The 26,870-nt window shown below is 29.8% G+C and carries 24 protein-coding genes; 3 read left to right on the forward strand and 21 right to left on the reverse strand.

What is annotated here, in order from left to right; genetic code table 11:
* Positions 1 to 56: 56 nt before the first annotated feature.
* The 9 genes from ACAG39_07275 to gtfA all read right to left on the reverse strand — a co-directional run bounded on the left by ACAG39_07275 (position 57) and on the right by gtfA (position 7,864).
* Positions 57 to 842, reverse strand: a complete 786-nt coding sequence (locus ACAG39_07275) for an alpha/beta hydrolase (GenBank protein MEZ0537042.1) — start codon at positions 840 to 842, stop codon at positions 57 to 59.
* 167 nt (positions 843 to 1,009) lie between these two features.
* Entirely contained in the window at positions 1,010 to 1,153 is a 144-nt protein-coding gene (locus ACAG39_07280; protein MEZ0537043.1) for a DpnII family type II restriction endonuclease, read from the reverse strand.
* Positions 1,154 to 1,163: 10 nt separating this feature from the next.
* A complete protein-coding gene (locus ACAG39_07285) occupies positions 1,164 to 2,090 on the reverse strand; it encodes a DNA adenine methylase (protein MEZ0537044.1) in 927 nt (308 codons plus the stop codon).
* A gap of 205 nt (positions 2,091 to 2,295) precedes the next feature.
* Complete coding sequence (locus ACAG39_07290) at positions 2,296 to 3,843, reverse strand: hypothetical protein (protein MEZ0537045.1); 1,548 nt, start codon at positions 3,841 to 3,843, stop codon at positions 2,296 to 2,298.
* A gap of 423 nt (positions 3,844 to 4,266) precedes the next feature.
* Positions 4,267 to 4,575, reverse strand: coding sequence for a type II toxin-antitoxin system RelE/ParE family toxin (locus tag ACAG39_07295; protein MEZ0537046.1), 309 nt, complete (start codon positions 4,573 to 4,575; stop codon positions 4,267 to 4,269).
* Positions 4,565 to 4,852: a type II toxin-antitoxin system Phd/YefM family antitoxin gene (locus tag ACAG39_07300; protein MEZ0537047.1), complete on the reverse strand. Its 288-nt coding sequence runs from the start codon at positions 4,850 to 4,852 to the stop codon at positions 4,565 to 4,567. Before ACAG39_07300 ends, ACAG39_07295 begins: the two co-directional genes overlap by 11 nt.
* A 315-nt stretch (positions 4,853 to 5,167) precedes the next feature.
* Positions 5,168 to 5,485: a type II toxin-antitoxin system RelE/ParE family toxin gene (locus ACAG39_07305; protein ID MEZ0537048.1), complete on the reverse strand. Its 318-nt coding sequence runs from the start codon at positions 5,483 to 5,485 to the stop codon at positions 5,168 to 5,170.
* Positions 5,463 to 5,753: a type II toxin-antitoxin system prevent-host-death family antitoxin gene (locus tag ACAG39_07310; protein MEZ0537049.1), complete on the reverse strand. Its 291-nt coding sequence runs from the start codon at positions 5,751 to 5,753 to the stop codon at positions 5,463 to 5,465. The genes ACAG39_07305 and ACAG39_07310 overlap by 23 nt, the downstream gene beginning before the upstream one ends.
* 641 nt (positions 5,754 to 6,394) lie before the next feature.
* Positions 6,395 to 7,864 carry a sucrose phosphorylase gene (gene gtfA, locus ACAG39_07315; GenBank protein ID MEZ0537050.1) on the reverse strand — a complete coding sequence of 490 codons (1,470 nt, stop codon included), beginning with the start codon at positions 7,862 to 7,864 and terminating at the stop codon, positions 6,395 to 6,397.
* 413 nt (positions 7,865 to 8,277) lie between these two features.
* On the opposite strand from gtfA, the gene ACAG39_07320 reads away from it, so the two are divergent.
* The 3 genes from ACAG39_07320 (at position 8,278) to ACAG39_07330 (ending at position 9,271) form a co-directional block, all read left to right on the forward strand.
* Complete coding sequence (locus ACAG39_07320; protein ID MEZ0537051.1) at positions 8,278 to 8,427, forward strand: helix-turn-helix domain-containing protein; 150 nt, start codon at positions 8,278 to 8,280, stop codon at positions 8,425 to 8,427.
* 198 nt (positions 8,428 to 8,625) lie between these two features.
* The gene (locus ACAG39_07325; GenBank protein ID MEZ0537052.1) at positions 8,626 to 8,808 is read left to right on the forward strand and encodes a type II toxin-antitoxin system HicA family toxin; all 183 of its coding nucleotides are present in this window, start codon (positions 8,626 to 8,628) and stop codon (positions 8,806 to 8,808) included.
* Positions 8,809 to 8,860: 52 nt separating this feature from the next.
* A complete protein-coding gene (locus ACAG39_07330) occupies positions 8,861 to 9,271 on the forward strand; it encodes a type II toxin-antitoxin system HicB family antitoxin (protein ID MEZ0537053.1) in 411 nt (136 codons plus the stop codon).
* 207 nt (positions 9,272 to 9,478) lie between these two features.
* On the opposite strand, the gene ACAG39_07335 is transcribed toward ACAG39_07330, so the two are convergent.
* From ACAG39_07335 to ACAG39_07390, 12 genes are all read right to left on the reverse strand, one after another.
* Positions 9,479 to 10,351 carry an alpha-L-rhamnosidase C-terminal domain-containing protein gene (locus ACAG39_07335; GenBank protein ID MEZ0537054.1) on the reverse strand — a complete coding sequence of 291 codons (873 nt, stop codon included), beginning with the start codon at positions 10,349 to 10,351 and terminating at the stop codon, positions 9,479 to 9,481.
* Between the two features lie 45 nt (positions 10,352 to 10,396).
* On the reverse strand, positions 10,397 to 11,215 hold the full coding sequence (locus ACAG39_07340) for an MBL fold metallo-hydrolase (protein ID MEZ0537055.1): 819 nt from the start codon (positions 11,213 to 11,215) through the stop codon (positions 10,397 to 10,399).
* A gap of 31 nt (positions 11,216 to 11,246) precedes the next feature.
* Positions 11,247 to 13,784, reverse strand: coding sequence for a helix-turn-helix domain-containing protein (locus tag ACAG39_07345; protein ID MEZ0537056.1), 2,538 nt, complete (start codon positions 13,782 to 13,784; stop codon positions 11,247 to 11,249).
* A gap of 106 nt (positions 13,785 to 13,890) precedes the next feature.
* Complete coding sequence (locus ACAG39_07350; GenBank protein MEZ0537057.1) at positions 13,891 to 15,990, reverse strand: methyl-accepting chemotaxis protein; 2,100 nt, start codon at positions 15,988 to 15,990, stop codon at positions 13,891 to 13,893.
* 171 nt (positions 15,991 to 16,161) lie between these two features.
* Positions 16,162 to 16,998: an ABC transporter ATP-binding protein gene (locus tag ACAG39_07355; GenBank protein ID MEZ0537058.1), complete on the reverse strand. Its 837-nt coding sequence runs from the start codon at positions 16,996 to 16,998 to the stop codon at positions 16,162 to 16,164.
* A complete protein-coding gene (locus tag ACAG39_07360; GenBank protein ID MEZ0537059.1) occupies positions 16,983 to 17,981 on the reverse strand; it encodes an ABC transporter ATP-binding protein in 999 nt (332 codons plus the stop codon). Before ACAG39_07360 ends, ACAG39_07355 begins: the two co-directional genes overlap by 16 nt.
* Positions 17,978 to 18,817 carry an ABC transporter permease gene (locus tag ACAG39_07365; protein ID MEZ0537060.1) on the reverse strand — a complete coding sequence of 280 codons (840 nt, stop codon included), beginning with the start codon at positions 18,815 to 18,817 and terminating at the stop codon, positions 17,978 to 17,980. The genes ACAG39_07360 and ACAG39_07365 overlap by 4 nt, the downstream gene beginning before the upstream one ends.
* Entirely contained in the window at positions 18,814 to 19,830 is a 1,017-nt protein-coding gene (locus ACAG39_07370) for an ABC transporter permease (GenBank protein MEZ0537061.1), read from the reverse strand. The genes ACAG39_07365 and ACAG39_07370 overlap by 4 nt, the downstream gene beginning before the upstream one ends.
* Before the next feature lie 87 nt (positions 19,831 to 19,917).
* Positions 19,918 to 21,642, reverse strand: a complete 1,725-nt coding sequence (locus ACAG39_07375) for an ABC transporter substrate-binding protein (protein ID MEZ0537062.1) — start codon at positions 21,640 to 21,642, stop codon at positions 19,918 to 19,920.
* Positions 21,643 to 22,266: 624 nt separating this feature from the next.
* Positions 22,267 to 23,271 carry a glycoside hydrolase family 130 protein gene (locus ACAG39_07380; protein ID MEZ0537063.1) on the reverse strand — a complete coding sequence of 335 codons (1,005 nt, stop codon included), beginning with the start codon at positions 23,269 to 23,271 and terminating at the stop codon, positions 22,267 to 22,269.
* Positions 23,272 to 23,549: 278 nt separating this feature from the next.
* Positions 23,550 to 25,064: a response regulator gene (locus tag ACAG39_07385; GenBank protein ID MEZ0537064.1), complete on the reverse strand. Its 1,515-nt coding sequence runs from the start codon at positions 25,062 to 25,064 to the stop codon at positions 23,550 to 23,552.
* Entirely contained in the window at positions 25,057 to 26,820 is a 1,764-nt protein-coding gene (locus ACAG39_07390; GenBank protein ID MEZ0537065.1) for a sensor histidine kinase, read from the reverse strand. Before ACAG39_07390 ends, ACAG39_07385 begins: the two co-directional genes overlap by 8 nt.
* Positions 26,821 to 26,870 lie beyond the last annotated feature (50 nt).

A 26,870-nucleotide genomic window follows, 5' to 3' on the forward strand; every position in this document is an offset into this window, starting at 1 on the left:
ATCCTTAAATTTAAAAAGGAGGCCACTTTTTGATAAGATGACCTCCTAAAATCACTTTATTTACTTTGTTCAAAAATCCAATCAAGGAACTTTTTAATGTGTCTATCCCAAAATCCCCATTCATGTGTTCCTGGTTCTTCAATGTAAGTAATATCAACGCCTAATTCTTTAGCAAAGTTCTTAAACTTAACATTTCCTTCATAGAGGAAATCCTCTGTACCACATGATTGATATAGCTTAGGTATCTCAGCGTTATTTTCTTTTAGCTTTTGTAATAAATAGCATAGGTCATTTTCGCTACCTTTTACTTTTGTTAAGTCTCCAAATACAGCCTCAAATGGTATAGAACCTCTGTTTACAACCTCTTCTGCAAGATTAACAGCACCTGAAAAGCTACCTGCTGCACAAAAGCTTTCTGGTTTTCTTAATGCTATTTTAAAAGCCCCATATCCTCCCATTGAAAGCCCTGCAATAAAGTTATCCTCTCTTTTGTCTGAAAGTGGGAATAAGTATCTTACAACTTGAGGTAGCTCTTCACTTATGTATGTGAAATACTTCTGTCCATATGCCATATCTGTGTAAAAACTCAGTGCTGCTGAAGGCATTACAACTGCTATATTTTTTTCTTCAGCATATCTTTCAATGTTTGTTCTTCTCATCCACATTGTATGGTCATCTGAAGCACCATGGAGTAAATATAGTGTTTTTAGTTTTTTCTCTCTGTTATAATAGTTTTGATTTCCTCCATATATATCTCCAAATGTTTTTGTTGGAACAAATACAGTAATCTGAGTATGCATCATAAGACTTTCTGATAAAAATGAACATTCAATAAATGCCATAAATAACACCCCTTTTTTAAATTTATAGAGAAATCAAATAATAAGAAATGTATTATATGTAGTCTATAATATTTTTACAACTTTGGAAAGTATAAATCTTTGCTTTTTTTAATTTATTCAACGTTGTTTTTTGTTCATTAAAAGATTTACTGATAAATATTTCACTTCTATTTTTCGACATTCTTTTTTACTTTTTTCCAATCAACAAAAAAATCTAAACTTCTGTTAGTATCTATAAGGGTTTTATGAAATTCTTCTATTACATTTTCAAAATTGGTCTTTTGCAATTTCTCCAAATAAAATTCCTTCATGATATCCTCCCTAACTAAAATTTCTTATTATCAATTCATTAATATCTCCTCTCTTATTCCCATTGCTGTTAATGTTTCTTTTGGCTTTTATCCTTTCAATAAAAAACCCATTATAAAGTTCATCAAAAAAATTATCATCTTGATCTACATTTTTGGGATCTGAATTGCTCAAAATTATATATGCACCTTTTTTATCCATTTCTTTAAAATACTCTGAAAGTTTTTTCTGGTCATCATCATCAAATTTTTCTTCATTATAGTTTGTGAAGTTTGAAGTATTATTCAAAGGTCGGTATGGTGGATCAAGATAAATCAAGGTTTTTTCTTTAACATATATTTTACTTTCAGTAAAATCGCCAAAAATTATTTCTGTATTTTCTAAAGCCTTATTAACCTCTATCAAATTTTCAGCATCGCAAATAGTAGGATTATCATATTTACCAAATGGTACATTAAATTCACCTTTTTTATTTAAGCGAAAAAGTCCGTTAAAACATGTTCTATTTAAAAAAATTAGGTATGCTGCTCTTTTTATCCATGTTAGGTTAAAATTTAAATAATCAAAGTTATCTTTTTGCTTGTTGTACTCTTCTCTAATAGAATAATAGAATTCTTTTCTTTCTTCTGATGATAAATTTAAATAGTCTTCCTCAAGCAATTTTAACTCATTGATCAATTCAATTACATTTCTCTGGATAACTTTATAGGTAATTATTAATTCTTTGTTTTTATCTATAATGATTGATTCATTAACTTTGAAGTTTCTTTTTAGAAAGAAAAAAAATGCTCCCCCTCCAACAAAAGGTTCAATATATCTTTCAATTTCTCCTTTTTGAATAAATTCATATGGTATTCTTTTAGATAATTCATCTAATATTTGTGTCTTCCCACCCGCCCATTTAACAAAAGGCTTAGCATTGCTAAATGAGTTATCCATTATTTCTATAAAATCAAAGCACTGCACTACTAATCACATCCCTACTTGTTGTAATAATAAAATTATATCATAAACAATTTAGTGATAATATTTAACTAAATTAATATGTTTATTATAGATATTTTATTTGCATACCCAAAGTATACTAAAATATAATATAGGGCAGGTATTAATATAAAACACCTACCCTATCTAATAAAAATTTTTATTTCTTCTCTAATTCAATAAACACTACACTTGCTGGATTAAGCTCAAATTCAAGGTTTAGTTTGTTTTCGTTCACAAAAAGCCCTTTGTTCAATGATACTAAATCTAAATCCATGCTCTGTTTTAGAATATCTAACTGTTCTTGTGTTGGTGCCTTAGGTTTTCCTAATTCATTCCATTTTGTGAAGCTGTTGCTGTGGTAATCATCTATCAAATATTTCTTTAATGTATACTTCGAATTTTCAAGGCCATCAATTTCAATTGAGAATTTGCAGTTAATTGCTTTATCCATATCATAAAGCTTATCGTATTCCTCCATTCCACTTATAGGAGGTATGTAGTTCCATAGAAGTATCTGATATTTGTTTTCTTCTTTCGTTGCTACTATTCCAATATTTTCGGGTTTATCTTTTATACTTGCATCAATCCTTTTATTCCCTAACATTCTAAGCATCTTAAATGCATTATAAGCAGGTTTCTTTACCCCATTTATTGTTATAAGCCCAAATCCACCATGAAACTCACTATCTGGCCAACCCATTTCCTCAAAGATATCTGATAAAGTCCAGTAATAAAATGAGTCTACATTATTTTCAACATCAAATACTGATTTACAAATAAAAGCTGCTTGGTTTGAATCTTCATGCCTCAAATCCCTTACATTTGCTGATGAATTCCATTCGGTAACATGAATCTCTATTTTCTTTCCATATTTTTCTTCATATTTTTTTACAATTTCTTTATTCATCTTGGACATCTGCTGCCAGTAGTCTATTTCCTCAAAGTTTATCTTTTCAACACCTGTATAAAAAGCAACATCTGTTGGATATCCGTGATAACTTACAAAATCAACAGGGCTTCCTATTTCTTTAGTAGCATAATTTTCTTCTTCAAAGCAATGTTTTAAAAAGGCTTCAATCCAACCACCCTTTGCTGTTGACGGACCTCCTACTTTTAATTGATTGTCTATCTTTTTTATTGTTATAGCAGTATAATCATACAACTTGAAATAATCCTCTTGGCTTCCATCAAAAAAGCATGTTAGATTAGGTTCGTTCCATACCTCAAAATACCATTGTCTTACTTCATCTAAACCATATCTATCAATTAGATGCTTAATAAAATTATTCACTAAATCACACCATTCAGCAAAGTCTTTTGGTAAAGTAATGTTTCCGTTCCAATAAAATATTGTTTTATCACCACTTGCTAATGGTCTTGGCATAAAGCTTAGTTCAACAAATGGTTTTAACCCTATTTGAAGTATCTTATCATATATAGCATCAATAGTTCGCCAGTTATAAAGATTTACTTTTTTGTTGTTTTGCCAGTCAAAAATTTCAAAAATAACATTAATGTCATCATGAAAAATACCATGAGCACGAACATACTTAAAGCCTAATTCCTCTACTCCTAATTTATAATGCTCTAAAATATTCTCTTCTCTTAATACCATAAATGGTCTTTCTGATCCAAAACCCATTTCCCAAAAGTGAGTAAATGAACCTATTTCGTTTTTAAAATTTATTTTTGCATTCAAATCCATATTAAATGCCCCCAATATATATTTGTGATTTGTCAATTTTAAATCATCATATAAGAATTGTTGTAAGTGTTTGATTTATTGGTTTATGTCTTTAAATTTTCCTTTTTTATCAAAGTATCAATAAGTATTATGTTATTAAATTATTATATGAATTTGCCTATTGGTATAAACGAAAGCTAAACAAATAAGATGTGTCTTGAAATAGTCAGCGTAGTATCCTTACTATCACTGTATAGATTATCAAGTGATATTAATTATATTTTATATAATTTATGGCAAGAAAAATAAGAATGCTATATCTCGATATCATTGAAAATTATAAAATATTAATAGCTCATCAGAATAATTGATCTGATTTTGTCAAGTTATTTCACAGTAAAATATTTCCATTTATTGTTTATATTATTTATAGTGTCAATAATATCATTTTATGACTTTACTTAAATCCATTTTAGCATATATAACTCTATAAATTTCAACAACCTGTTCTTTAACTACATAAAATACTAAATAATTTCTGACAGGTAATATTCTATATTCATTTTCAAGAGGTTTTTCAGGCTGATATATCCTACATGAATATGGAAACTGTGCAAGCCTTGATATTGAAGTATCCAATGCATTAATTAAATCCATTGCTGCCTTTGGTTCTTTTAACTCATCTGCAATATGATACACAATATTAGATAAATCTTCACTTGCCAAAGGCAGGAATCTAATTTCATACTTCATCAGATTCCACCTTATTCGCAAGCCTTGCCCTTAATTCATTAAATACTTCTTCATGTGAAAAACGTTTATCGGTTGATTTTGCTTCCAGCTCGGCTTCTTTCAGCTTAAAGTAAATTTCACTTTCAAAATGTTTGTGTTCATAAGCTTCCATACTCATAACAACCATATCACCATAACCATTCTTGGTCAAAAATACTGGTTCTTGAGTTTCATGGACAATCCTTGATATTTCAGCAAAATTATTTCTTAAATCTGATACTGGTCTAATATGTGGCATACAATTATCACCTCTTTATTAGTTTAGCATAATTTTATCATAATTATGCTAAAACATCAATAAAACTATAAAAGTTATTATGTTTGTTGTAAAATAAAATTCAACAGAGCAAGAAAATATTGAAGCCATAACTACCTATTGTGTATGATATTAGCAGTCTTTGCAAACAATACTACCCCATATTAAATATTATTGGATAAATTAAAACATCTTATGCATAAGGTAATAATTTTTTGGTAATAATATATTAAAGAAAAATAAATTTCAGGCTAATTTTCTTACTAAGAAGAAGGTTAATTAATTTAAATACACAATTTACCGTACCAGCCACCAATAATCCTGCCTGCAATCCACAATATAATCAACATATACTATCTGATCCCTGATCTGGTATAATACAAGATAATATTTTTCAACTAACATCTTATGATATTTATTAGGTGGAATAAATTCTGCAGTAAGAAATGGGAATTGTTCAGGCATTATAGAAAGAGATTGAATAGCATCCATTAGATCGTTTTTTACTTTACGAGCAGCAGTAGGACTTTTCTCTGCTAAAAACTGTACATGTCCTGCTAACATTTGGCGGGCACGATCGGAAACAATCACCTTATATTGAACCTTCTTTTCCATGCTCCACCTCATCAATAATACTATCCAGATAGCTACTCAGTTCATCCGGCGTAACTCCAACACGCCCTGCCAGACGGTCTTCCTCAACAGCTAACAGTTCTTCACGTAGCTTCAACATTTTTTCGCGGCGGGTAAACGCTTCTATATCCATGACGACAAGATCTCCTTCGCCGTTTTTTGTAAGAAAAACAGGTTCTCCGGTAGACTTGCACAAAACCGCAATTTCATTGTAGTTTTGCCTGATGCTTGCGGACGGTTTAATCAGCATAATATCAGCCCCTTGTAGCAACATTTTAATTATATTATACTCATTTCATGCTATGATATCAATCAATTCTTCTTCCAATTGTGTTCATTTAAGACTCAAGTTAATTATAATAATGATTAAGAAATATGAAAATTGCTTTGCTAAATATAAATCACTACATCTATTAGTCCAAAATATAACTTAAAAGTAAATAAAGGTAAGCATTTCTGAAAAATTGCTTACCCTAACTATTACAAGCAATCAATTAATTTAATATCTGCTCCACTTATAGTACAAAGAAATTAAATACTTATTTTTTATGTTTCAATTTCATATCCCCCTGATCTTAGTATTGTTTCCCTCTCACCCAATTTTAGCTTTGCCTTTACACCAACAGGTAATCTTACTTTTATTTTTGAGTTAGCTCTGTTTCAATTAATAAATCTCTCTCCACAGTGGCTCATATATGATAATATAAAATATTCAAACTGCAATTCAAAATCTGGTTCAATAAGGTAAAATTATTTTAATAACAATATATGAGTAATATTTTTACAAATTATTTATATATCTCCTGTCAAACCGTTTTCTATGAGTAATTGAATTCTCATGTTCTTTTCTAAAAATTATATTTTGAAAGCTATCATTAACAACTTTTTTAATTACACTAAATACTCTTCTTCTTTGCTATTATCATTGATATATCTTATAACTGTCTTATTTGTTTTTAGGTCTATAATTAGTCGGCAGAATTTATTGTCTTTATGCCAAGAAAGCCTAATTTCATCTTTAGGACAATCCTCAATTACAAATTCTCCATCAAAGGCTTCATATTCATTCCTGAATTTAATTAGTTTTATTAGTCTTTGAACAACATCCTTTTTTAATGATTGTTCAACCTCTTCTACACTAAAATTATGACGGTTAATTTCCCTACCCTCACCTGTCCTTTTTACAGCCTCAAAATCATTCTCTCCTGCTAATAATCCTACATAATACACCTGTGGTATCCCTGGTGTGAAAAATTGTATGGCTCTTGCTGCCAAATATGCATTGTCATCACAGTCAAGGATAGAATAATATGAACACCTGATTTGATGAACATCAAACCCATCTTCTGATTTATGTTCATCTGATAATATTAAGCTAAGGTTTGCACCTCTTTTTACACAAATATCAACTACTTCTCTTGCTTCTTTAGTATCAATTAAACCATCTGTATCAGGTTTTATAGGAATGCCATCATGGCAATCAAGCATAGTAAATTGTTTTGCGGGGCGGTTTTTTAGGTATTGGTATAGTTTTTCATTAGTTTTGTTCAACATTGTATATAAAACAGTATAAGGTAATATAAAATCATAAATCCAAAAGCCATGTTCAGCTAATTTATATTGTATTGAATAATGTGAATGAACCTCAGGCAGAAGCTCAATCCCATATGAGTCTGCCATTTTCTTAATCCAATTAAGGAATTCATATATTTCTGGCTCTACAAAAAAGCAACTTGTTCCAAGCTTTTTAATTACGTATCCTACTGCATCAAGTCTTACTATCTTGACATTATTTTTGCTAAAATTCTCGAATATATCTTTGAAAAGCTGTTTTACTTTTTCAGATTTCACATCCAGGTCAATTTGTTCTGAAGGGTCTTGTTTACCAAATGTAGTCCAAACCTTTTCTTCTTCACCTGTTTCCTCTATCTTAAATATTGAATATGGACGCGGTCTTCTTAAGAAAATTTTGTTTATATCATCTTGAACAGGATTTCCATCTTTCCAGATTTTGTCCAATGTAATAAACATATCTGCATATTCAGATTTTCTACCTTTTTTTAAGAAATCCTGAAAGTATTCTGACTGCTTTGAAATGTGATTTACCATTAAATCAAGTAGTATGTCAAACCTCTCTCCAATACTACTTATATCATCCCATGTACCAAATGATGGTTCTATTTCAAAATAGGTCAATGGAGCAAATCCTCTGTCCCCAGATGACGGATATGGTGGTAAAATGTGAACCCCACCTTTGAATACATCTAAAAAATATTTATTAAGTATTCTGTTAAGTTGCTTTAAGTCCCCTCCTAAAGAGTCAGGATAAGTGATAAGCTGTACTTTATTCTTAACTGCCATATATAAAATCCTCCTTTTCTAAAGCTGGAACTTTATTTGATATGTAGGTATGCTATTATTTTACATATTATCATTAATATATATTTATAAAAATTCAATATATCCAATATAATTATTTATTCAATAATCTCTACGTAATGCTGTTTAGTTACATTTTCCTAAATATATCACTTTCATTATATCATAATATAATAATCTTACTACTTTGTTTATTTTTATAGAAATTAATTTATTTAGTTTAAAGTAATTATTAACTTTTTATAGAATAATTTAGTATTTATTTTACAAGCATTATTTTCAAGAATGTTAGTTGTAAAATTAAATGCAACAGGGTAAAAAAATATTGAAGCCATAGCCACCAACTGTGTATGATATTAGTTGTTAAGACAAAAACATGCACAGGAGGGTGAACTATGGCTCATAATAATAATACCACAAGAAGAAGAAAGTTTAAACATCTAAGTGAAGCTGAACGAGGAACGATAGAAAAGCTAATAGAAGTAGGACTAAGCATAAGAGAAATAGCAAAAAGATTTATGACAATATATTTCAGTTTCTCTTAAGGGAATCTGGAATATATTGTCATATAATATCATACACAGTTGCTGTTCTAATTAATTTGTAATTTCCAGTTACTTTTAAAAAAGTGTTGCATTTAACATTGCAATTTAGAACCTTAAAATTTTTCTCGGAATTTTTATTAAAACTTATTTACATACGTATTAGTACGTGTTAATATATAATTATTATGAAGGGATGATATGAAACCAAAGGAGTTAATAAAGATACTGAAAGCTGAAGGATGGAACATAGATAGAATACAAGGTTCTCATTACATTCTAAAACATCCAAGCAAACCTGGAAGGCCTGTAATCCCCTACCACAATAAAGATCTAAAACCGGGAATTCTAAACAGTATCCTCAAACAAACAGGGTTAAAATAAAAACCCTAATATGAGGGTATTTTAAATAATATATAGAAGTGGAGGTATTAAAATGGCTAAGTATGTTTATCCAGCAATATTTCAAACAGAAGATGTAGGTGGTTACTCTGTATCATTCCCTGACCTTTTAGGGTGTAATACAGAAGGAGACAGCCTTGAAGAAGCGATAGAAATGGCCAGAGACGCTTTAGGCCTTTATATTTACTCTCTTGAAGAAGATAAAGTACCAATACCAATTCCCTCTAAGCCTGAGCAAATACAAACAATGCCCGGGCAATTTGTTACTTTAATTGATATTGATATGATAGAGTATCGCAAAAAACATGATAATCGTTCAGTTAAAAAAACACTTACTATACCAGCTTGGTTAAATACTATTGCAGAAAATAATAATATTAACTTTTCTCAGATTTTACAAAATGCCTTAATTGAACATCTCAACTTAAAAGATATACAAAAATAATAATGACGTTTCAAAAGAGAGAAGTACTTTAAATACACAAAATAATATACACACCCTGTTACCAATAATAAAATTTTTCTATTCTAAAACCCTATTTAATTAGCAAGGGGCTATCCACTTATATAGGATTTAGCCCCTTATTTACAATTATTTATCTTTAATGTTTTTTGTAAAAGAAAAAGTAATTTATAAGTGATAATCTGCTTTTCATTTTAGTTTCTCAAACTCAAATTCAAAACTTCCAGAACCTACTAATATTTTATATACGTCATCTTCATTAGAAATATCTAATACCCCTTCATTTTTAATACCTTTTAATGTATCTTTTACTATGCCCTCTAAAACAATCTCGGCTTGTGTATTTACAGGTACTTTTACTTTTAATGTTATTTTTTTGTCATCTCTGTCCCAATCTACAATAATATCTCCATAGATTGATTTATATCTTAATTTTACATAATCAAAATATTCAAAATATGGGGCAATTAAAATCTTTTTATATCCCGGCTCAATTAAATCTAATCCCCCAATAACCTTATACATCCATTCGCCAATAGAACCATATGCATAGTGATTGAATGAATTCATGTCAGCACTCCAAAAGCTGCCATCCTCCTTAATACCATCCCAATGCTCCCATATTGTTGTTGCAGCTTTTGTAACCTGATATAGCCAAGAAGGATAATCTTTTTGTAGTAATAACTTTAGAGCTATATCATTTCTTCCATATTTAGTTAATACATGGCAAAGATACGGAGTGCCTACAAAACCAGTTGTTAGATAATACTTATTTTCTTCTAAAAGTTTTATTAGTACATCCACATTTCTCTTAATATGTTTTTCTTCTAACAAATCAAACATCAATGCCAAAATATATGCTGTCTGTGTATTTGAAATAAGTCTACCATTAGGGGAAACAAATTCTTTCCTAAATTCCTCAATAATATTTCTATAAAGTTTAGAATACTCTATAAAATCATTTTCATATCCTAATACCTTTGCAGCATTTGAAAGTATCCAAGTAGAATATGCATAAAATGCTGTCGCTACTAAATAGCTACTTTTGAATGTTATATTCATGATGTTTATTGAAAGGAGGTGTTTAATAATATTAATAATTTATCCTTATTTTAACTTCTCAGGTGAAAATACTATTGAAGCAAAGTTTGGATGATTAAAATCTAAGTTTCCATGGTTATAAACATATGCATTATATTCTTTAAAAAATGGATGATCAAATGGTTTTGATTTATTTATATCAATATTTAAAGCACATTCTAAGAAATCATCAATCCTTCTTTTGGGTAATAAGTCTAGGTTATGAGATGTAAGGAAATAATTAAAGTCTAATTCTTTAATCTTTCGTAAAGTGTTAATATACGCACTTAAGTTTGCTGCATATTTATCAAATAACCACAAAAATGGATTTGCTGCATCACCTGTTAATAATAGCTTCCTTTCTTTTATAAATAATCCTATCGAACCTCTTGTATGTCCCGGCATTCCTATTACTTCAACAGTTATACCACCTAAATTAAATACTGTTCCCTCATCTATTTCTTTTAGGTTACCAGGACCACCTTTTAAATATTCGTTTTCGTCCTGTTCAATAGAAATTCCTTCTTCTTTAGCTAAAGTGAGTCTTTGCATCCTTTTTTCTTCTGAAGTATGATCCAAACAAAGTTCAATGTCTTCCTTATGTATAAAAACCTCATCAAATTGATAATTTCCTGATGCATGGTCAACATGCCCATGCGAATTTATAACCTTATAAGGCAGGTCAATAAATTCGTCAATAAATCTTCTTAAATTACCCATTCCGTATGAAGTATCTAATAGAATAGCCTCATCTTTCCCTACAATTAGTGTAACAAAAACATTTAACCTATCTTTAATATGATATATGTTCTCAACTACATTAAAAACTTCAAAAAAATTTCTCATAAAATATCATTCCTCCAATTTTTTATAAATTTCATAAAATGTTAAACTCATATAAGATAACCTCATGTGGAGACATCTTTTCTGTTATCAAATATTCTTGTTCAATATCTTGTATTAATGTAACTATTAGTGGTTGAGATTTATTATTTATATATTCGATTTCCTCTTTTGTAAAATACTCTGGAGCCCCCATTTTAATCCATGTGTCAAATGCACTACCATGATTTTGATTGACATAATACTTTCGAATATTGTATTTTCCGCTTTTAAAACCTTTTAGTGATAAATTTATCTCTTTATAGAAGTTATCTTTAAATACATTATACCTTTCCCGAATATTTATATTTGAAAGGTCTCTATTACAATATAGCTTATCAAAATGGCAATAATTGAAAAGTAATACCTGATAGCCTTTACAACTGGATGTAACATAATAATATTCACCTGAATCTATTACCTTGGTACCTAATTTATTTAATAGCCAATAAGCATAATACCCTGCTTTTTTAATTCCATTAATAGTAAAAAAACCTAACCCCCCATGAAATGTTTCCTTTGGAACATGAATTTCTTCTATAAAATCAGTAAATGTCCAATATCCTAAACCCTCAACTTTGTCCATATTCTGAGTAATATTTTTTGTTATAAAGGCTGCTTTATAACATGTATCATTAGTGAGATCTCTATGCCATGTTGTAGAATTCCATTCTGTAATATATTTATCTATATTTTCCATGTTATATTCTTTTAATAATAAATTAATCCTATTTATAAAATCAGATAAATAGTTTTCATTCTCTGAAATAAGAGACATAGAGATATCTGTCTTTGTTATGTAACCAGTTCTAAGAGGATAACAATGATAAGTTATAAAATCAGGTTTACAAGAGTTTTCCAAACAATATTTAATAAAATCTCTGACCCATGTGAAATTTTCATCATCAATCCTTACAAAAGACGACCCACCTACTTTTAAATCTTTTGAAATTGATTTTAATGTATCATAGGTATTTTTATATAATATAAAGTAGTCTTCCTCTTTATCAAACCAAAATAAATTAGTAAAATCAGCCTCGTTCCAAACTTCAAAATACCACTTTTCTATTTCTTTTTTCCCATACATAAAAATTAAATGATTAATAAATTCCTTTATTAGTAAATTCCATTTGTTAATATCATATGGCATACTAATTATACTTTTTCTATAAAATATGGTATTATTGGTTTTTGCAAGTTTTGAAGGCATAAATCCAAGCTCTATAAAAGGCTTTAATCCAATACTTAATATAAAATCAATCACTCTATCAATATATGAAAAATTAAATATTGGATTATTATTTTGGTCTTCATTATAAACCATCATTTCATCATCAAAAATTCCATGGAATCTTATATACTTAAAGCCAATTTCTTTTTGAATTATTTGTAACTGTCTTTGAACTTCTGCAAAAAGTATATCTTTTGCTTTTCCGACTGTAAGAAGTGTCTTCCATTTATGGTATATCTTTTCGGGATGTTTTTGTAAATCTATCTCATTTGTAATCTTAATAGTTCCTTTATCATCCTCAATTGAGCTATCAGTTAAGTTTAAATACTTAAAAAGTGCCTTATAAACATTTGTATTATCCACTTCAAAATAATTTGCAATCTTATTACCTTCAGTAATAGACGATTTTAAAAACCCTTGTGAGTTCTTTCTATATTGGCTTGGAGTAATATTATAATATTCCTTAAATATATTTAAAAATGATTTTTCATTTGGGAATCCATTATTAAGAGCTATTTGAATAATAGGTAAATCAGTAAAAATAATATCTTTTACTGCATGTTCTAACCTTTTTTTATTAATATAATCTCCAATTGTTATACCAACATATTTTTTAAAAAACTTGGATAGATAATGAATTGTTAAATACTCTTTATCAGCTATATCCTGAAGCGAAATATCCTTATTATAGTTTTCATCAATATAGTTTATAATTCTTGTTAATCTTTCCAAAAATTTTTTACTATTATCTTGCTTATTTATTCTCTTTTCGGTAACCTTAAAGTATTTTATTAATATGTATACTAAATTTAGTAAAAGGCTTTTGACTTTAAGCTCATACCCTTCTTGGTCCTTAATTTTAAACCACATCATCTCTGCTAATATTTTTCTAATTATATTAAAATTGTGTTGTTCTTCTTGGTTGTATAAAAATGATTTGCAATTAAAAATAATATTATCACTGTTAGAGCAATTCTCTTTAATAAAATCAGGTGAAATTTGTAATACCAAAATAAGGTTATTATCTCCAGAAAGAATTGTTGTATGTATTTCATTTGAGTTTATAAGTATTATATCTTCTTCTTTGAGTTCATATCTATTTCCATCAACTACTATGTTTACTGTTCCAGACAAGATAAATAAAAGCTCAATACTTTCATGCCAATGGTTTTGGACATAATTAACGCTATGTACAAACATTCTCATTGGAAGGTTATTGCTAAATTCAATAGTTTCATATATATAGTTTACTTTATAATCACTATCTGTTTTAGATTTATTCATTAAATTTGGTATAAACACTATAATTACCTCCATACTTTTTTGGAGAAGATATATTTAAATTGTATAATAAAAAGAGCTAATAAAAAAGTATCTCATCTATAAAAAGATGAGATACTTTTTTTGGTTATACCTTAAATACCTCCATAGCACTCTCAAGTTCTTTAGAAAGAACTTGTAAACTCTCAGCAATACTACTTAATTCCTCAATTGCTGCTAACTGCTCTTGCGTTGAGGCTGCAACCTCCTGTGTTGAGGCTGCTGTTTCTTCTGAAATTGATGAGATACTTTCAATTCCTTTTGTTATCATATCTTTGTCATTATCAATTGCTTTAATATCTTTATATATTTCTGCTATTTTATTTGATAAATCAATTATTGATTTTGAAATTGTATTAAATGATTCAGATACATTTAATACTGATTTTGTCTGGTCATTTATTATTGTTTCAACATTTGATGCTGCTATTTCTGCTTCTTTTGTCTGATTTATAATTTTTTTCAATAAATCCTCTATATCTTTTGTTGAGTTTTTTGATTGATCAGCTAATTTTCTTATTTCTGTTGCCACAACTGCAAAGCCTCGTCCATAATCACCAGCTTTTGCTGCTTCTATCGATGCATTTAATGCTAAAAGTTTTGTCTGTTCTGATATGCTACTTAATAACTGTATTATTTTCCCTATTGATTTTGTATGATCACCAAGCATTTTTGTAATATTTATTAGATTAGTTGTTAATTTATAATTTTCATCTGTTTTAATGTTTAATGTCTCAACTACATGCATACCGTTAATTGACATATTAGATATGTTATTAGATAGTTTATCCATTTCACTTGATGCTTTTACGACCGAATTTATCCTTTGACTAAAGTTTGATACATTTTCTAATATTTTACTTGCATCATCGGCTTGTTCACCAGCACCTTGAGCTATATTTTGTATAGCTTTTGCAATTTCATTAGATGCCTTTGTATTTTCATCTGAAATTGAAACAAGTGATGAAATTGTAAAATTAGCCTTATTAATCATTTCTTTGCCTTTTAAGATTAACTCTCTTATATTTACAGCCATTTTGTTATAACTATTTGATAGTTCTCCTATCTCATCATCTCTTTTTACATCAATCTTCATTGTTAAATTACCTGAAGCTGCTACACTTAAAGCGTTTGTTACTGTCTTTATATCATTTGTAATATTTATAACGAAATATATACCTATAATTAGAGCTAATAATGTAAATACTAATGTTACTAATATTATTATTAGCATAAGCCATTTTGCTGATGATACTATGTCCGAAAGAGGTACAACACCAATATACTTCCAACCACTTTGATTTGATATAGTATAATTTATTAAGATATTATTATTACTAATATTATAGTTAAATGTTCCTTCTCCTTTTTTGTTCTTTATTTTATTATTAATTCTTGATAATATATCTTTTCCAAGCATTATTCTATTTTTCATATCACTTGGAGTTATTATCTTTCCACTTGGAGTTATAATTGCTACATATCCGTTTTTTGATAGTTTATTTCTATTTAATGATTCTTTTAAAGCTTCTTCGCTAATATCTATTAATAAAACACCTTTTACTGCATTTGTAGAATTATCATTAAATGATCTACCTAATGAAGATGCATAAGAAGATAGTTCCATATTATTTTCTTTTAAAACACTATCAAAATTATCATAATGCTTGTCTACCCATAAAGGTTCTCCCTCTTTTTCTATTATTTCTTTATACCATTTTGAATTCTTTATTTTTGTAAAATCAAGTGCATATGTAAAATCATTAGGGTATAATATAGAAGTTTGGTCGTCTGTCAAAATATAAACACCAGAACAGAATTTATTTATGACTTGTACATTACTAACTAATTTTTGAACATTTTTTTGTGCGTTTTCTCTTTCTTCTTCTGTATTGATAAGATTTGAAGAATAATATTTAATAAACATATCATTTGTTACTATCTGAAGTGACATATCTTGTGTAAACTTTAAACTTGAATCGTAATAATCTGCTGATGATTTGACTGCTGAAAATATACTATCCTTTGTTTTATTAACAAGAGAATTATATGACATTGTAACTGCAACTGCATCAATAATTATTATTGGTATTAGAATAAGTGCTATAATAAATATTACAAATTTTCTTGTGAGTTTACTTTTCTTGATATCTTTTAAAAAAACAAAAAGTTTAATCTTATTATCCAAATAAATCCCCACCTTTTTTTATTAAAAACCCCCCATTAATTATAAAAATCATGTTATTTTCAATAATATATATAATTAAAATTTAATATTATAATTATCTGTTAATTATTTATATTTTATTTCAGCCCATGATAGGCAAAAACCTAATCATGGGCTTTATGATATTTAGCTTTATAGATCCCATTTTCTCATTATAACCGGCACATCTGAAAGTAGCTTCTTGGTATACTCGTGCTTAGGATTCTCAACCACCTCATCTGCTGTCCCTTGCTCTACTATCTCTCCTTTATTCATCACAAGCAGCCTATCGCTTGTGTAATATGCTAACCCTATATCATGGGTTATGAATATTATTGTCATATTATAACTGGTTCTTAAACTCATCAAATAGTTTAGTATTGATACCCTCGATGATGCATCTATCATCGATGTTGGCTCATCTGCTATCAGTATATCTGGCTTTAATAGTATTATCCTGGCTATCATTATCCTCTGCCTCTGTCCACCGCTTAGTTCAAATATCTTCTTATTAAGTAGCTCATTCGGGTTTAACCCAACTGTTTCTAATGCATTTCTTATCTCCTTCTCCCTTTCTTCCTTCCCTACTTCCTTATCCATTAATCTATATGTGTTATTTAACACCCTGTGCACTGAATAGAATATGTTAAATGATGAAAATGGGTCTTGGAATACTGCCTGTACATGCTTCCAATAATTTAGGGCTTTCTTCCTATTCTTAAACTTTGAGATATCTTCTCCTTTATATAGTATCCTTCCACTTGTGGGCTCTAAAAGCCTTAATATCATCCTGGCTACTGTTGTCTTACCGCTTCCACTCTCTCCTAATAATGATATTATCTCTCCCCTTCTTACCTCAAAGTTTACATCCTTTACCGCTATTACCTTGTTACTCCCTGACCCAAATTCCCTTCTTAAGTTCTCTACCTTTAATAATATCTCTTTATTTTTTACTTCCTCTTGCCTTGTTTTGTTTACTGCATTCTCCAACACCATATCTGTCTCCCACCTATACTTTTTACTTCGGGTTCCCTCTCCTCACATATCTTCATCTTCTTATCCTTACTACACCTCGGGGCAAACCTGCATCCTTTAGGTGGATTCTTTAAGTCCGGAGGTACACCCGGTATCCCTTCTACCCTCCTTGCCTTCATCTCAGGCTCAGGTACTAACATGGATGCCATCAATGCCTCAGTATATGGATGCATTGGTTTAAATATCACATCCTCTGTTGGCCCTATCTCCACTATCTTCCCCGCATACATTATTGCTATCCTTGTTGTAAAATGCCTGAGTAGCGGCAACTCATGGGTTATGAATATTACACTCTGTATTATCTGCTTCTTTGTTAACTCCACCAACATCCTTATTACGCTCTTTTGTGATGATACATCCAACGCTGATGTCGGCTCATCGGCTACCAATATCTTTGGATTTAATAACGTTGATATCATTATTATTGTCCTCTGCTTCATTCCCCCGCTCAATTGGTGTGGGTATGCCTCTAATACCCTCTCTGGTAACCCCAAACTTATGGCTCTCTCCTTGGCTTCCTTTAGTATCTCTTCCTCTTCCTTCTCTGGATAATGTTCCTTCATTATATCTACTATCAATCTCCTTACCCTCTGTGTCGGGTTTAATGAATTCATTGCCCCCTGTGGTACTACCGATAATATGCTCCCTTTTATCTCTTTCCTTATCTCCTCTTTGCTCATGTTCACTACGTCTTTTCTGTCTATATATATCTCCCCTTCCTTTATGTACAAAGGTGGGTTTATATTAAATGACAGCACGCTTGCTAATGTGGATTTCCCACATCCGCTCTCACCGGCTATCCCCAATATCTCTTTCTCATTTAACTCAAGGCTTACCCCATCTACTGCCTTTACATCTATTCCTTCATCTAACTTGTAATATGCCCTTAAGTTCCTTATGGTTATTAATTCCCTAGTTACATTTATTACTTCACTCATGATCTTCTCAACCTCGGATTAAAAATTTCGTCCATACTGGAGTTCATACACATCAATGAAAATGTTGTTAATGATAAGAACAATACCGGTGGTATGAATGCCCACCATGCTCCTACCCTTACCGATTCCCATAACAATGACCAGTGCAACATTACTCCTAATGATATTGTGTTAAATGGCCCAAGCCCTAACATACTGAGTGTTGCCTCATTCATTATTCCACTTGCAAATTGAAGTATAAATGCCATGGCTATGTATGAAAACATATATGGTATTACATCTAATATGATTATCTCTATACTCCTAAATCCTGATATCTTTGCCAGGTCTATATGCTCCCTTGTCCTTAAACTTGATGCCTGTGCCCTTACTGCTCTGGCTGTCCACGGCCAGCTTGTTACTCCTATGATTAGTGCCATTGTCTCAAGTGACCTTGTCTTTATGGCTATTGACAACAGTATCAATATTACTATCGTAGGTATTGTTATTACTACATTGGTAAATCCCATCAATACCTCCTCTAAAGTCCCTCCTTTATATCCTGCTATTGCCCCTATGCTCACTCCTATTAATGTTGCTATTATTCCTCCTAAAAACCCTATTATCAATGACGTCCTGGTACCATGCATTAACTCGGTTAAAACATCCCTACCTAAATTATCTGTCCCTAATACATACTTGTTTGATGGTGCTGTAAATAACCCTCCTACTGTGTCAAATGGATTTCGGCTATTTATTATCGGCCCAAATATACCAAATAACAGCACCATTACAAATAGTACAAAGCCTAATATGAATCTCTTGTGCCTGAATAATGTCTTTATTGTCCCCATCATCTCTCACCCTCTTGTGCTGCTCTTATTCTTGGGTCTATAAACCCGTATGCTATCTCTACTAAAAAGTTTGCTAATAACACTGCTACCGTTATAAACAGGGTACATCCCTGTATCAATGGGTAGTCTACCTGCCTTACTGCTGAAAATAATAAACTCCCTACTCCAGGATATGAAAATACTGTCTCGGTTATCAATGCCCCTGCCATCATGGTCCCAAATGATAATGCAAGCCCTGTTACCTGTGGTAACATCGCATTCCTGAACACATACCTTATTATCTTCTTATCCTTTAATCCAAGTGTCCTTGAATAGTTTACATAATCTGTTGTAAGCTCATATAACGCCATCTGTCTCATCCCTATCGCCTGCCCACCTATTGCTACTAACACCAACGAACTAAACGGCAGTATGTAGTGGGTGAGTACATTCCCTATAAAGTCTAATGAAAATGATGGCATAAATCCAAAGTCATATCCTCCTCCTGTTGGCAGCACCGGCCATTTTACTGCAAATAGGTATAGTAGTATTATTGCTAAACAGTAATAGGGTATGTTTGAAAATACCAATGATGTTGTAAATACTACTCCATCAAACTTCTTTCCCTTGTATGCACTAAATGCTCCAAGTAAGTTCCCTATTATCCATCCTATCAATATTGCTGGTATCTGTAGCCCTAATGTCCATGGCAATGCCTCTTTTATTAAATCTATTACCTTACCTGGATACAACATAAATGATGTCCCTAAATCCCCTCTTAGTATATTCCTTAAATATGCAAAATACTGCATTATCAATGGCTTATCAAGCCCAAACTCCTTCATGTATGTTTCATATAGCCTCTTTACTGCATCTCCTTGCAGTGCTCCTCCTCTTGTTAGCTGGCTTATTATTACCTGCACTGGATTCCCGGGTATTAATCTCGGTAAGAAAAAGTTTAGGCTTATTGCTATATATAGGGCTAATAAATACCATGCTACCTTCCTCATTAAATATTGTCCAAATTTCGATTTCATTTTCGTCTCCCCTGACACATATTAATATTATTTAGGGAAGGGAGATAATATTTCTCCCTTCCCTATTAATCAAGTTAGAAACCTATTTTATTTCTTTGGTTTAATCTTGTAAAGAAGTTGAACACCAGCATAGTTATGTTGTGGTGGTGCTGTCGGGTTCTTTTCATTCGGGAAGTTAGTCCAATATGTTTCGTTATATTCATAGAACTCCCATGGTCTATATTCAAGTGGTATTATTGGTATATCTTTCATATATAATATATTAAGTTGTCTGTATATCTCTGTTAACTTCTTTGTATCCTGTGTTGATGCTGCCTGATCAAGTAACTTCTCTGCTTGGGCATTTTTATATCTTCCCCAGTTCCAGTATGCTACTTGCCCTGCCGGTGGTACTCCTCTTGATTCCATTACATCCCTGAATCTTATCCATGGATGTGCTGGTGAATATCCACCTCCTGGTGTCCACATCAATATATCAAAGTTCCCATTATCTCTGTGGTCTGCTACTACTGGAAATTCTGGATATGATGTTCTTATATCAAATCCTACCTTCTTCGCACTCTCTGCTACTACCTCTAATGATGTCATCCAGTCTGTCCATCCATACGGACATTCAAGTGTTATTGGTCCAAGCCTTGTTCCATCTGGTAATACGTATACCCCGTCGCTGCCTTTCTTTGCTTTTAGTTCTTTTTCTAATATCTCTACTGCCTTCTTTGGATCATACTTCCATCCGTATTTCTCTACATCTGCTTTGTTGTAGAACTTCTTCTCTGGTACTCCTACTGGTATTATCAAGCTTGATGATACTGGCTGTGAATACCTTGACATTGCTGTCTCTGCTATCTTCGCATAGTTTATTGAATATGCTAATGCTCTTCTTACTAATGGGTTATTGAGTGGCTTCTTGTTTACATTGATTATCAATGATGGTATTGATGCTGGTACGTGATATGGAACATTCTTATACCATGTACCCACTGGTAACTTCTTGTCTTCCCACATCTTCCATATCTGTGGGCAGAATTGTTGTGATAAATCTATTTGTCCCTTTTCTAATGCTAAGTTGCCTGCATCGTTACTCTTGAATATTGGATGTACAATATATGTTGGAGCTGGTTTACCAAAGTACTTAATTCCCCAGTAATTATCATCCCTTACTAATACTATCTGTGATTGATTGTAGCTAAGAAGTTTATATGGACCTGAGCCGACTGGTTTTAGGTTTACTGCTTGAGTTACTGCATTCTTCTTTTCGATTGGTTCCCATACATGTTTTGGTACTATACGAATTGTGCTTATATAGTTCTCTACCATTGCTTTATGTGCTTTCTTTGGATTTAGCTTCATCTCAATTGTTAAATCATTCAATGCTTTACATGATGTGATGTAATCCCAAATTGGACTGTATGATACTGCTACCTTCTTACCTAGGTTTATTGTGTACTCTACGTCTTTAGCTGTAAGGGGCTTTCCGTCCTGCCACTTTGTACCTTTACGAAGGGTTATTACTAATGTAAGGCTGTCTTTCCACTGATACTTCTCTCCTATCAATGGGTCCAAATTACCTGTGATTAGGTTAAATGAGAATAGTGTTTCATAAATGTACGAATTGCTTCCAATTGGCCACGCTGGGCTTGTGTTGAATGGATTGAAGTTTGTTGGTGGTCCCCATTGGAAACCTGCAACATAAAGGGTATTCTTCCGGGTCATCTTTTCGCCTGCAATTGCAAATGACATGGCAAGTGAAACTAAAAATATCACTGCAACTGCTAATGCTACCAACCTCGTAAGCTTTTTACTCCTTTGCATTCTAAAAAGCCTCCCCTTTCTTTATTTTATTTTATTCTAATAATCATGGCAAAACCATGTTGCCAACAAACGTAACAATGATATGTAATTATTAATATTTGAAATGTTGTATAAATTCTATCACTGTCATTTTTAATTGTCAATGTTAAATTATTATATTATAATAAAATGTTAATTAATTTTAAAATTATTTTTGTTTAATTTGATTATTACAATAAAATTTATACCCTTTTTTATTGTAAAATAACCAGTTATTTAATATATTAAAGATTTTTTTTCTTAATAATATTGAACATTTTTGACAATATAAAAGTTAATTATGAACAATTTAAAGCTTATCATAATTTCTAATTTATATAATTTTATTAATAATGATATGTTTGTTATATATAATTTATAATAATATAGTAATATTAATTTCATTTTATAATAATTTTACATAATAATTAAATAGACTTTTTGGACTTTGTTTTAAAAAAATGTCTTATTTTTATAATTATAAAGATGCGAGATTTTATGTATATAAAAAATTAATTGTTATATTGAGGTGATTATTTTTTTGAATAATTTAACATAAAAAAAGAGCTACCTATTATAAGAAAATCATAGGTAGCTCTTTTTTATTTATGGATTAAGCTTGTGTCCTTCAGCTTTTAAATGATCAATTATTTCTTGAACATATCCAAATGCAAGGCCTACAACTGTATCAGCACCACCATAATAAATAGCAAGTCTTCCTGTGTCTTGATCACAAAGTGCTGCACATGGGAATGCAACATTTGGAACATCACCAACACATTCATAAAGTGTTTGTGGTGACATCAAATAGTCTTTTGATCTATATTTTACTATCCAAGGCTTTTCTAAATCAAGCAAAGCTGCTCCAAAACTATAAACATAACCATTACATGAGAGAAGAACACCATGATATATAAGTAGCCATCCTTCGCTTGTCTCAATTGGAGTAGGACCAGCACCTATCTTTAATGATTGCCAACCACCCCAATGATGACCTGCTCCCATAACATATCTATGGCAGCCCCAGTGAATCATGTCTGGACTTTCGCTGTAAAATATATCACCAAATGGTGTATGCCCATTGTCAGATGGACGGCTTAACATTGCGTATTTCCCATTTATCTTTCTTGGAAATAAAACACCATTTCTATTGAATGGCAAAAATGCATTTTCTATTTGATAAAATTTCTTAAAGTCATAAGTATAACCAATACCTATTGTTGGACCATAATATCCATTACACCATGAAATGTAATATTTATCTTCAATTTTTGTTACCCTTGGATCATATTTATATGAGCTTACAAGAGGGTCTCTTGTCTCTTGTATAAAATCAATTGGATCTTCTGTTAAAACCCAGTTATATCCATCTTCGCTATAACCAGCATGTACATTCATTGATCTTTGTTTGTCATCTACTCTGAAAACACCAGCAAATTTTCCGTTGTAAGTAACAACAGCACTATTGAAAATACTATTTGACCTTTTTATATGGTCTCTTTTAATAATTGGGTTTTGAGAATATCTCCAAACAAGATCCTTTGACCCTTGTGGCCTATCCTCCCAAGGAATATTTGGAATTGATTCTGTAAAAATCTTTAATTCTCCCATTATTATTCTCCTTTCATAATTAAAATTGTTTATTTAAAATGATAAGTTTACTGTGTAATATGATTAGACAGCATATGTAATCATTTTATGCATTTAAATATATTATACAATTACATTTGCAATAAAACAACCAGAAATTTTAAATATTTTATATTAAAAATTAAATAAAATATTTTACAAATAATTTTACATTTAAATTTACAAAATAAATAGACTGCCTTTTTATTTAATTTAATATGACAGCCTATTTATTTTATAAAATAATAAAAAAGTTTACCTCATTGTTTTGTATTAAAGCTTTTTCTATACTGATTAGGGGTCATGTTACAGTATTTTGTAAAGCATTGAATGAAATAATCTGTATCATTATAACCAACTTTTTGAGATATCTCATAAAGTTTCATATCAGTGGTTTTTAAAAATTTTTTTGCTTCTTCAATTCTTATTTTCTGTAGATATGAATTAAAATACATACCATAATGCTTCTTAAACAGTTGACCTAAATATGCAGGGTGAATAAAGTGTTTTTGTGCAACATTTTTTAATGTAAGATTTTTATTATAATTTTCTCTAATATATCGTTCAAGTTCTAAAAGTATTCCTTTATTGTTTTTTATATTCCATTGCTTCAGCTTTTTAGATATATTAATAAGAACCTCTCTTAATCCTTCATTAACCATATCAATATTTGTAAAGTAAAACTGTTTTTTTGAAAATGATTCTATTTCGTTTTCAATGTAAAATCCTAATTTGTTAAAATATGTTGAAATTGATATAACAATATAATTAATATACGCCTTTACTAAATCAAATGATATTTTATTTGTCTTAATGCTATCTAACATGTCATTAATAATATTGGTTATTTGATTTTCAGCATCTTCAGATTCAATTGCTTCAATTATTCTTTTATCATATTCTTTACTATATAGTGCATCTTTAATGTTATTTGAAATATAACTATATTCAATAATACCTAAATTTTTATAAAATGTTGCAAAATTTAACGAATATAAACTTTCATAAATAGCATTATCAATATCCTCTATGTCATTAAAACTATTAGAAAGTGCAATTACAATTTCATTTAAGAAATTCAATTTATTTATCAATACTTCCAATACCTTTTCAAAATGCTGTTTTTCTTTTGAAAGAATAAAATATTTACCTTCATTTTCTGTTAAATAATATATGTTTTTTATTCCTAAATTTAGTAATGTATAATCTACTTGTTGTAATATGTTATCTATTTTTTCATCTGGGAAATTATTAAGCCACTTCAGAATATCTTTAAGATAAATAATTCCTAAGTAATACCCATCATATAGATTAATATTATTGCTTAATATTCTATTTTTTATATCCTCTTTCAATTTTTCAGATTGAAAGGTATTAGATTCAATGTTTATACTCTTCTTTTTTAATTTTGATTTAATTTTTAACAAAGTATCTATCAGTTCTTCTTCTTCAACAGGTTTTAATAAATAGTTACTAACACCATATCTTAAAGCTGTTCTTGCATATTCAAAATCTGCAAAACCACTAATAACAATAATTTCTGGTGCAGGGTAAATATTTTCTTTCACTCTTTTAATTAATTCCAAACCGTTTATTATTGGTATTTTTATATCAGTTAATAATAAATCAACCTGTTCTTTTATAAGAAAGTTTAAAGCCTCTTGACCATCCTCAGCTTCGCCAATTATCTTAAAGCCATAACCTTCCCAATCTATTATATTTTTTAACCCTTCTCTCATAAACATTTCATCTTCTACCAAAAAGACTTTAAACATTGTCATTCTCCCATATAAAAGGTATTTTAATTATAACATTCACACCACCAAGCTCATTATTCTTAATATCAAATTCAAATTTATCATCAAAGAATAAATTAAGTCTTTTATAAATATTCTTAAGACCTATATTTTGGCCATTATTATTGTTATTCTTAATATCATCAATAAGCTTATAAAGATATTGTTCTTCTATTCCAATACCATTATCCTTGCTTATTATGTATATGTTGTTACCATTTTCATATATATCTATTGTTACAATGCCTTTATCTTTACTATTTTCAAGGCCATGAACACACGAGTTTTCAACTAAAGGTTGAAGTGTCATTTTTGGTATTTTTGCCTTCATTGCTTTTTCTTCTACAAAAATATTAAATTCTAATTTATCTCCAAATCTATACTTTTGTATCTCAAGATAATCCTTAACTGCTGCAATTTCTTCACTTATTTGTATTAAATCCCTCTCCCACCTAATAACCCTTTTTAGAATTTTCGCTAAAAGTTTAATTGCATTTGCAGTTTCTATCTCTTTTTTCAATATACTTCTCATTCTTATTGTTTCCAATGTATTAAATAAAAAGTGAGGATTAATTTGGTTTTGTAAAGCATTTATTTCAGCTTGTTTTTTTTCAATAATAAGCTCTTTTTCTTTTAGTTTATATTTTATTTCCCTTTCCAATAAATCCTTTATCTGCAGTGCCATATTATTAAATTCGTTAATTGTTTCACCAATCTCATCTTTACCTGAATCTATTGATATTACTTCAAAATTTTGATTTTTTGCCTTTTTTATATGCTTGACTAATAATGCTAAACGAGAAACAATCGAGTTTGATAATATTAATAATGCAAAAAAAGCTAATACGAAGCTTATTATACCCACAATAATGTAATAAACTTGCTGTTTTAATAATTCTTTATTTATTTCATTATAATTAGCGGTAATAAGTAATCTCCAACCGCTAAAATAAGGTATATCCTTCCCGAGATCACTATCAATAACAACTTTTATCATTTTATTATTTATTTCTTTTGAAATTTCATTGAATTTTTTAATTCTGTCATAGAATAATGTATCTCCGAAAAATACAATACCGTTGTTATCAATAATATAAATATGAGTATTTTTAAGCCCACTTAGAATATTATTTAAATATACCCTGTTTAAATCAACTTTTAAGAATTTTTTTATATTGCTTTTTCCATATTTCTGCACATACTGTTCATAAAAATTCAGGTTCATGACAAGGCTAACAAATGCTTTTTCATTTTGAATACCACTTATCACATAAAGATTTTTATTTTTAATATTATTACCTTCAATAATCTTTTGTGTTTCATCATCAAGTTTAATAAAGCCATCAGAGTTAAGCACAGTTGGGTTATTACAAAGAATAGTTAAGTTCTCTATCTGTGGGTAAAGCAGTCGTGAATTTGTAAGTATTGGCTTTATATTATTTTCATATGAATCATAAAAATCCTCAATTGTTTCATACCTTGTATTGATAGCCTCAAAAACCCTTTTATCAGAATAAATAGTGTATGAAAAATTAATTGCAAAGTCTATATTCTTTTTAAAATTAGAAATTGCATTTTGGGCAGAATTAATTATTTGAGAATCAATCTTATCTTTAACATAATATCTAATACCTATGGTAAACCATATACTTGAAATAATAATAGGTGTAAATATAAATAAAATAAAAATAGCTATTACCTTTTTAAATAAAGATATATTATTAAAAAATTTCATCTATTTAGTTCACCAAGAAATTTAATATAAATCAATTATACTACACTTCT

This window comes from Caldicellulosiruptoraceae bacterium PP1 (genome assembly GCA_041320695.1).
Classification (GTDB): Bacteria; Bacillota; Thermoanaerobacteria; order Caldicellulosiruptorales; family Caldicellulosiruptoraceae; genus JBGGOQ01.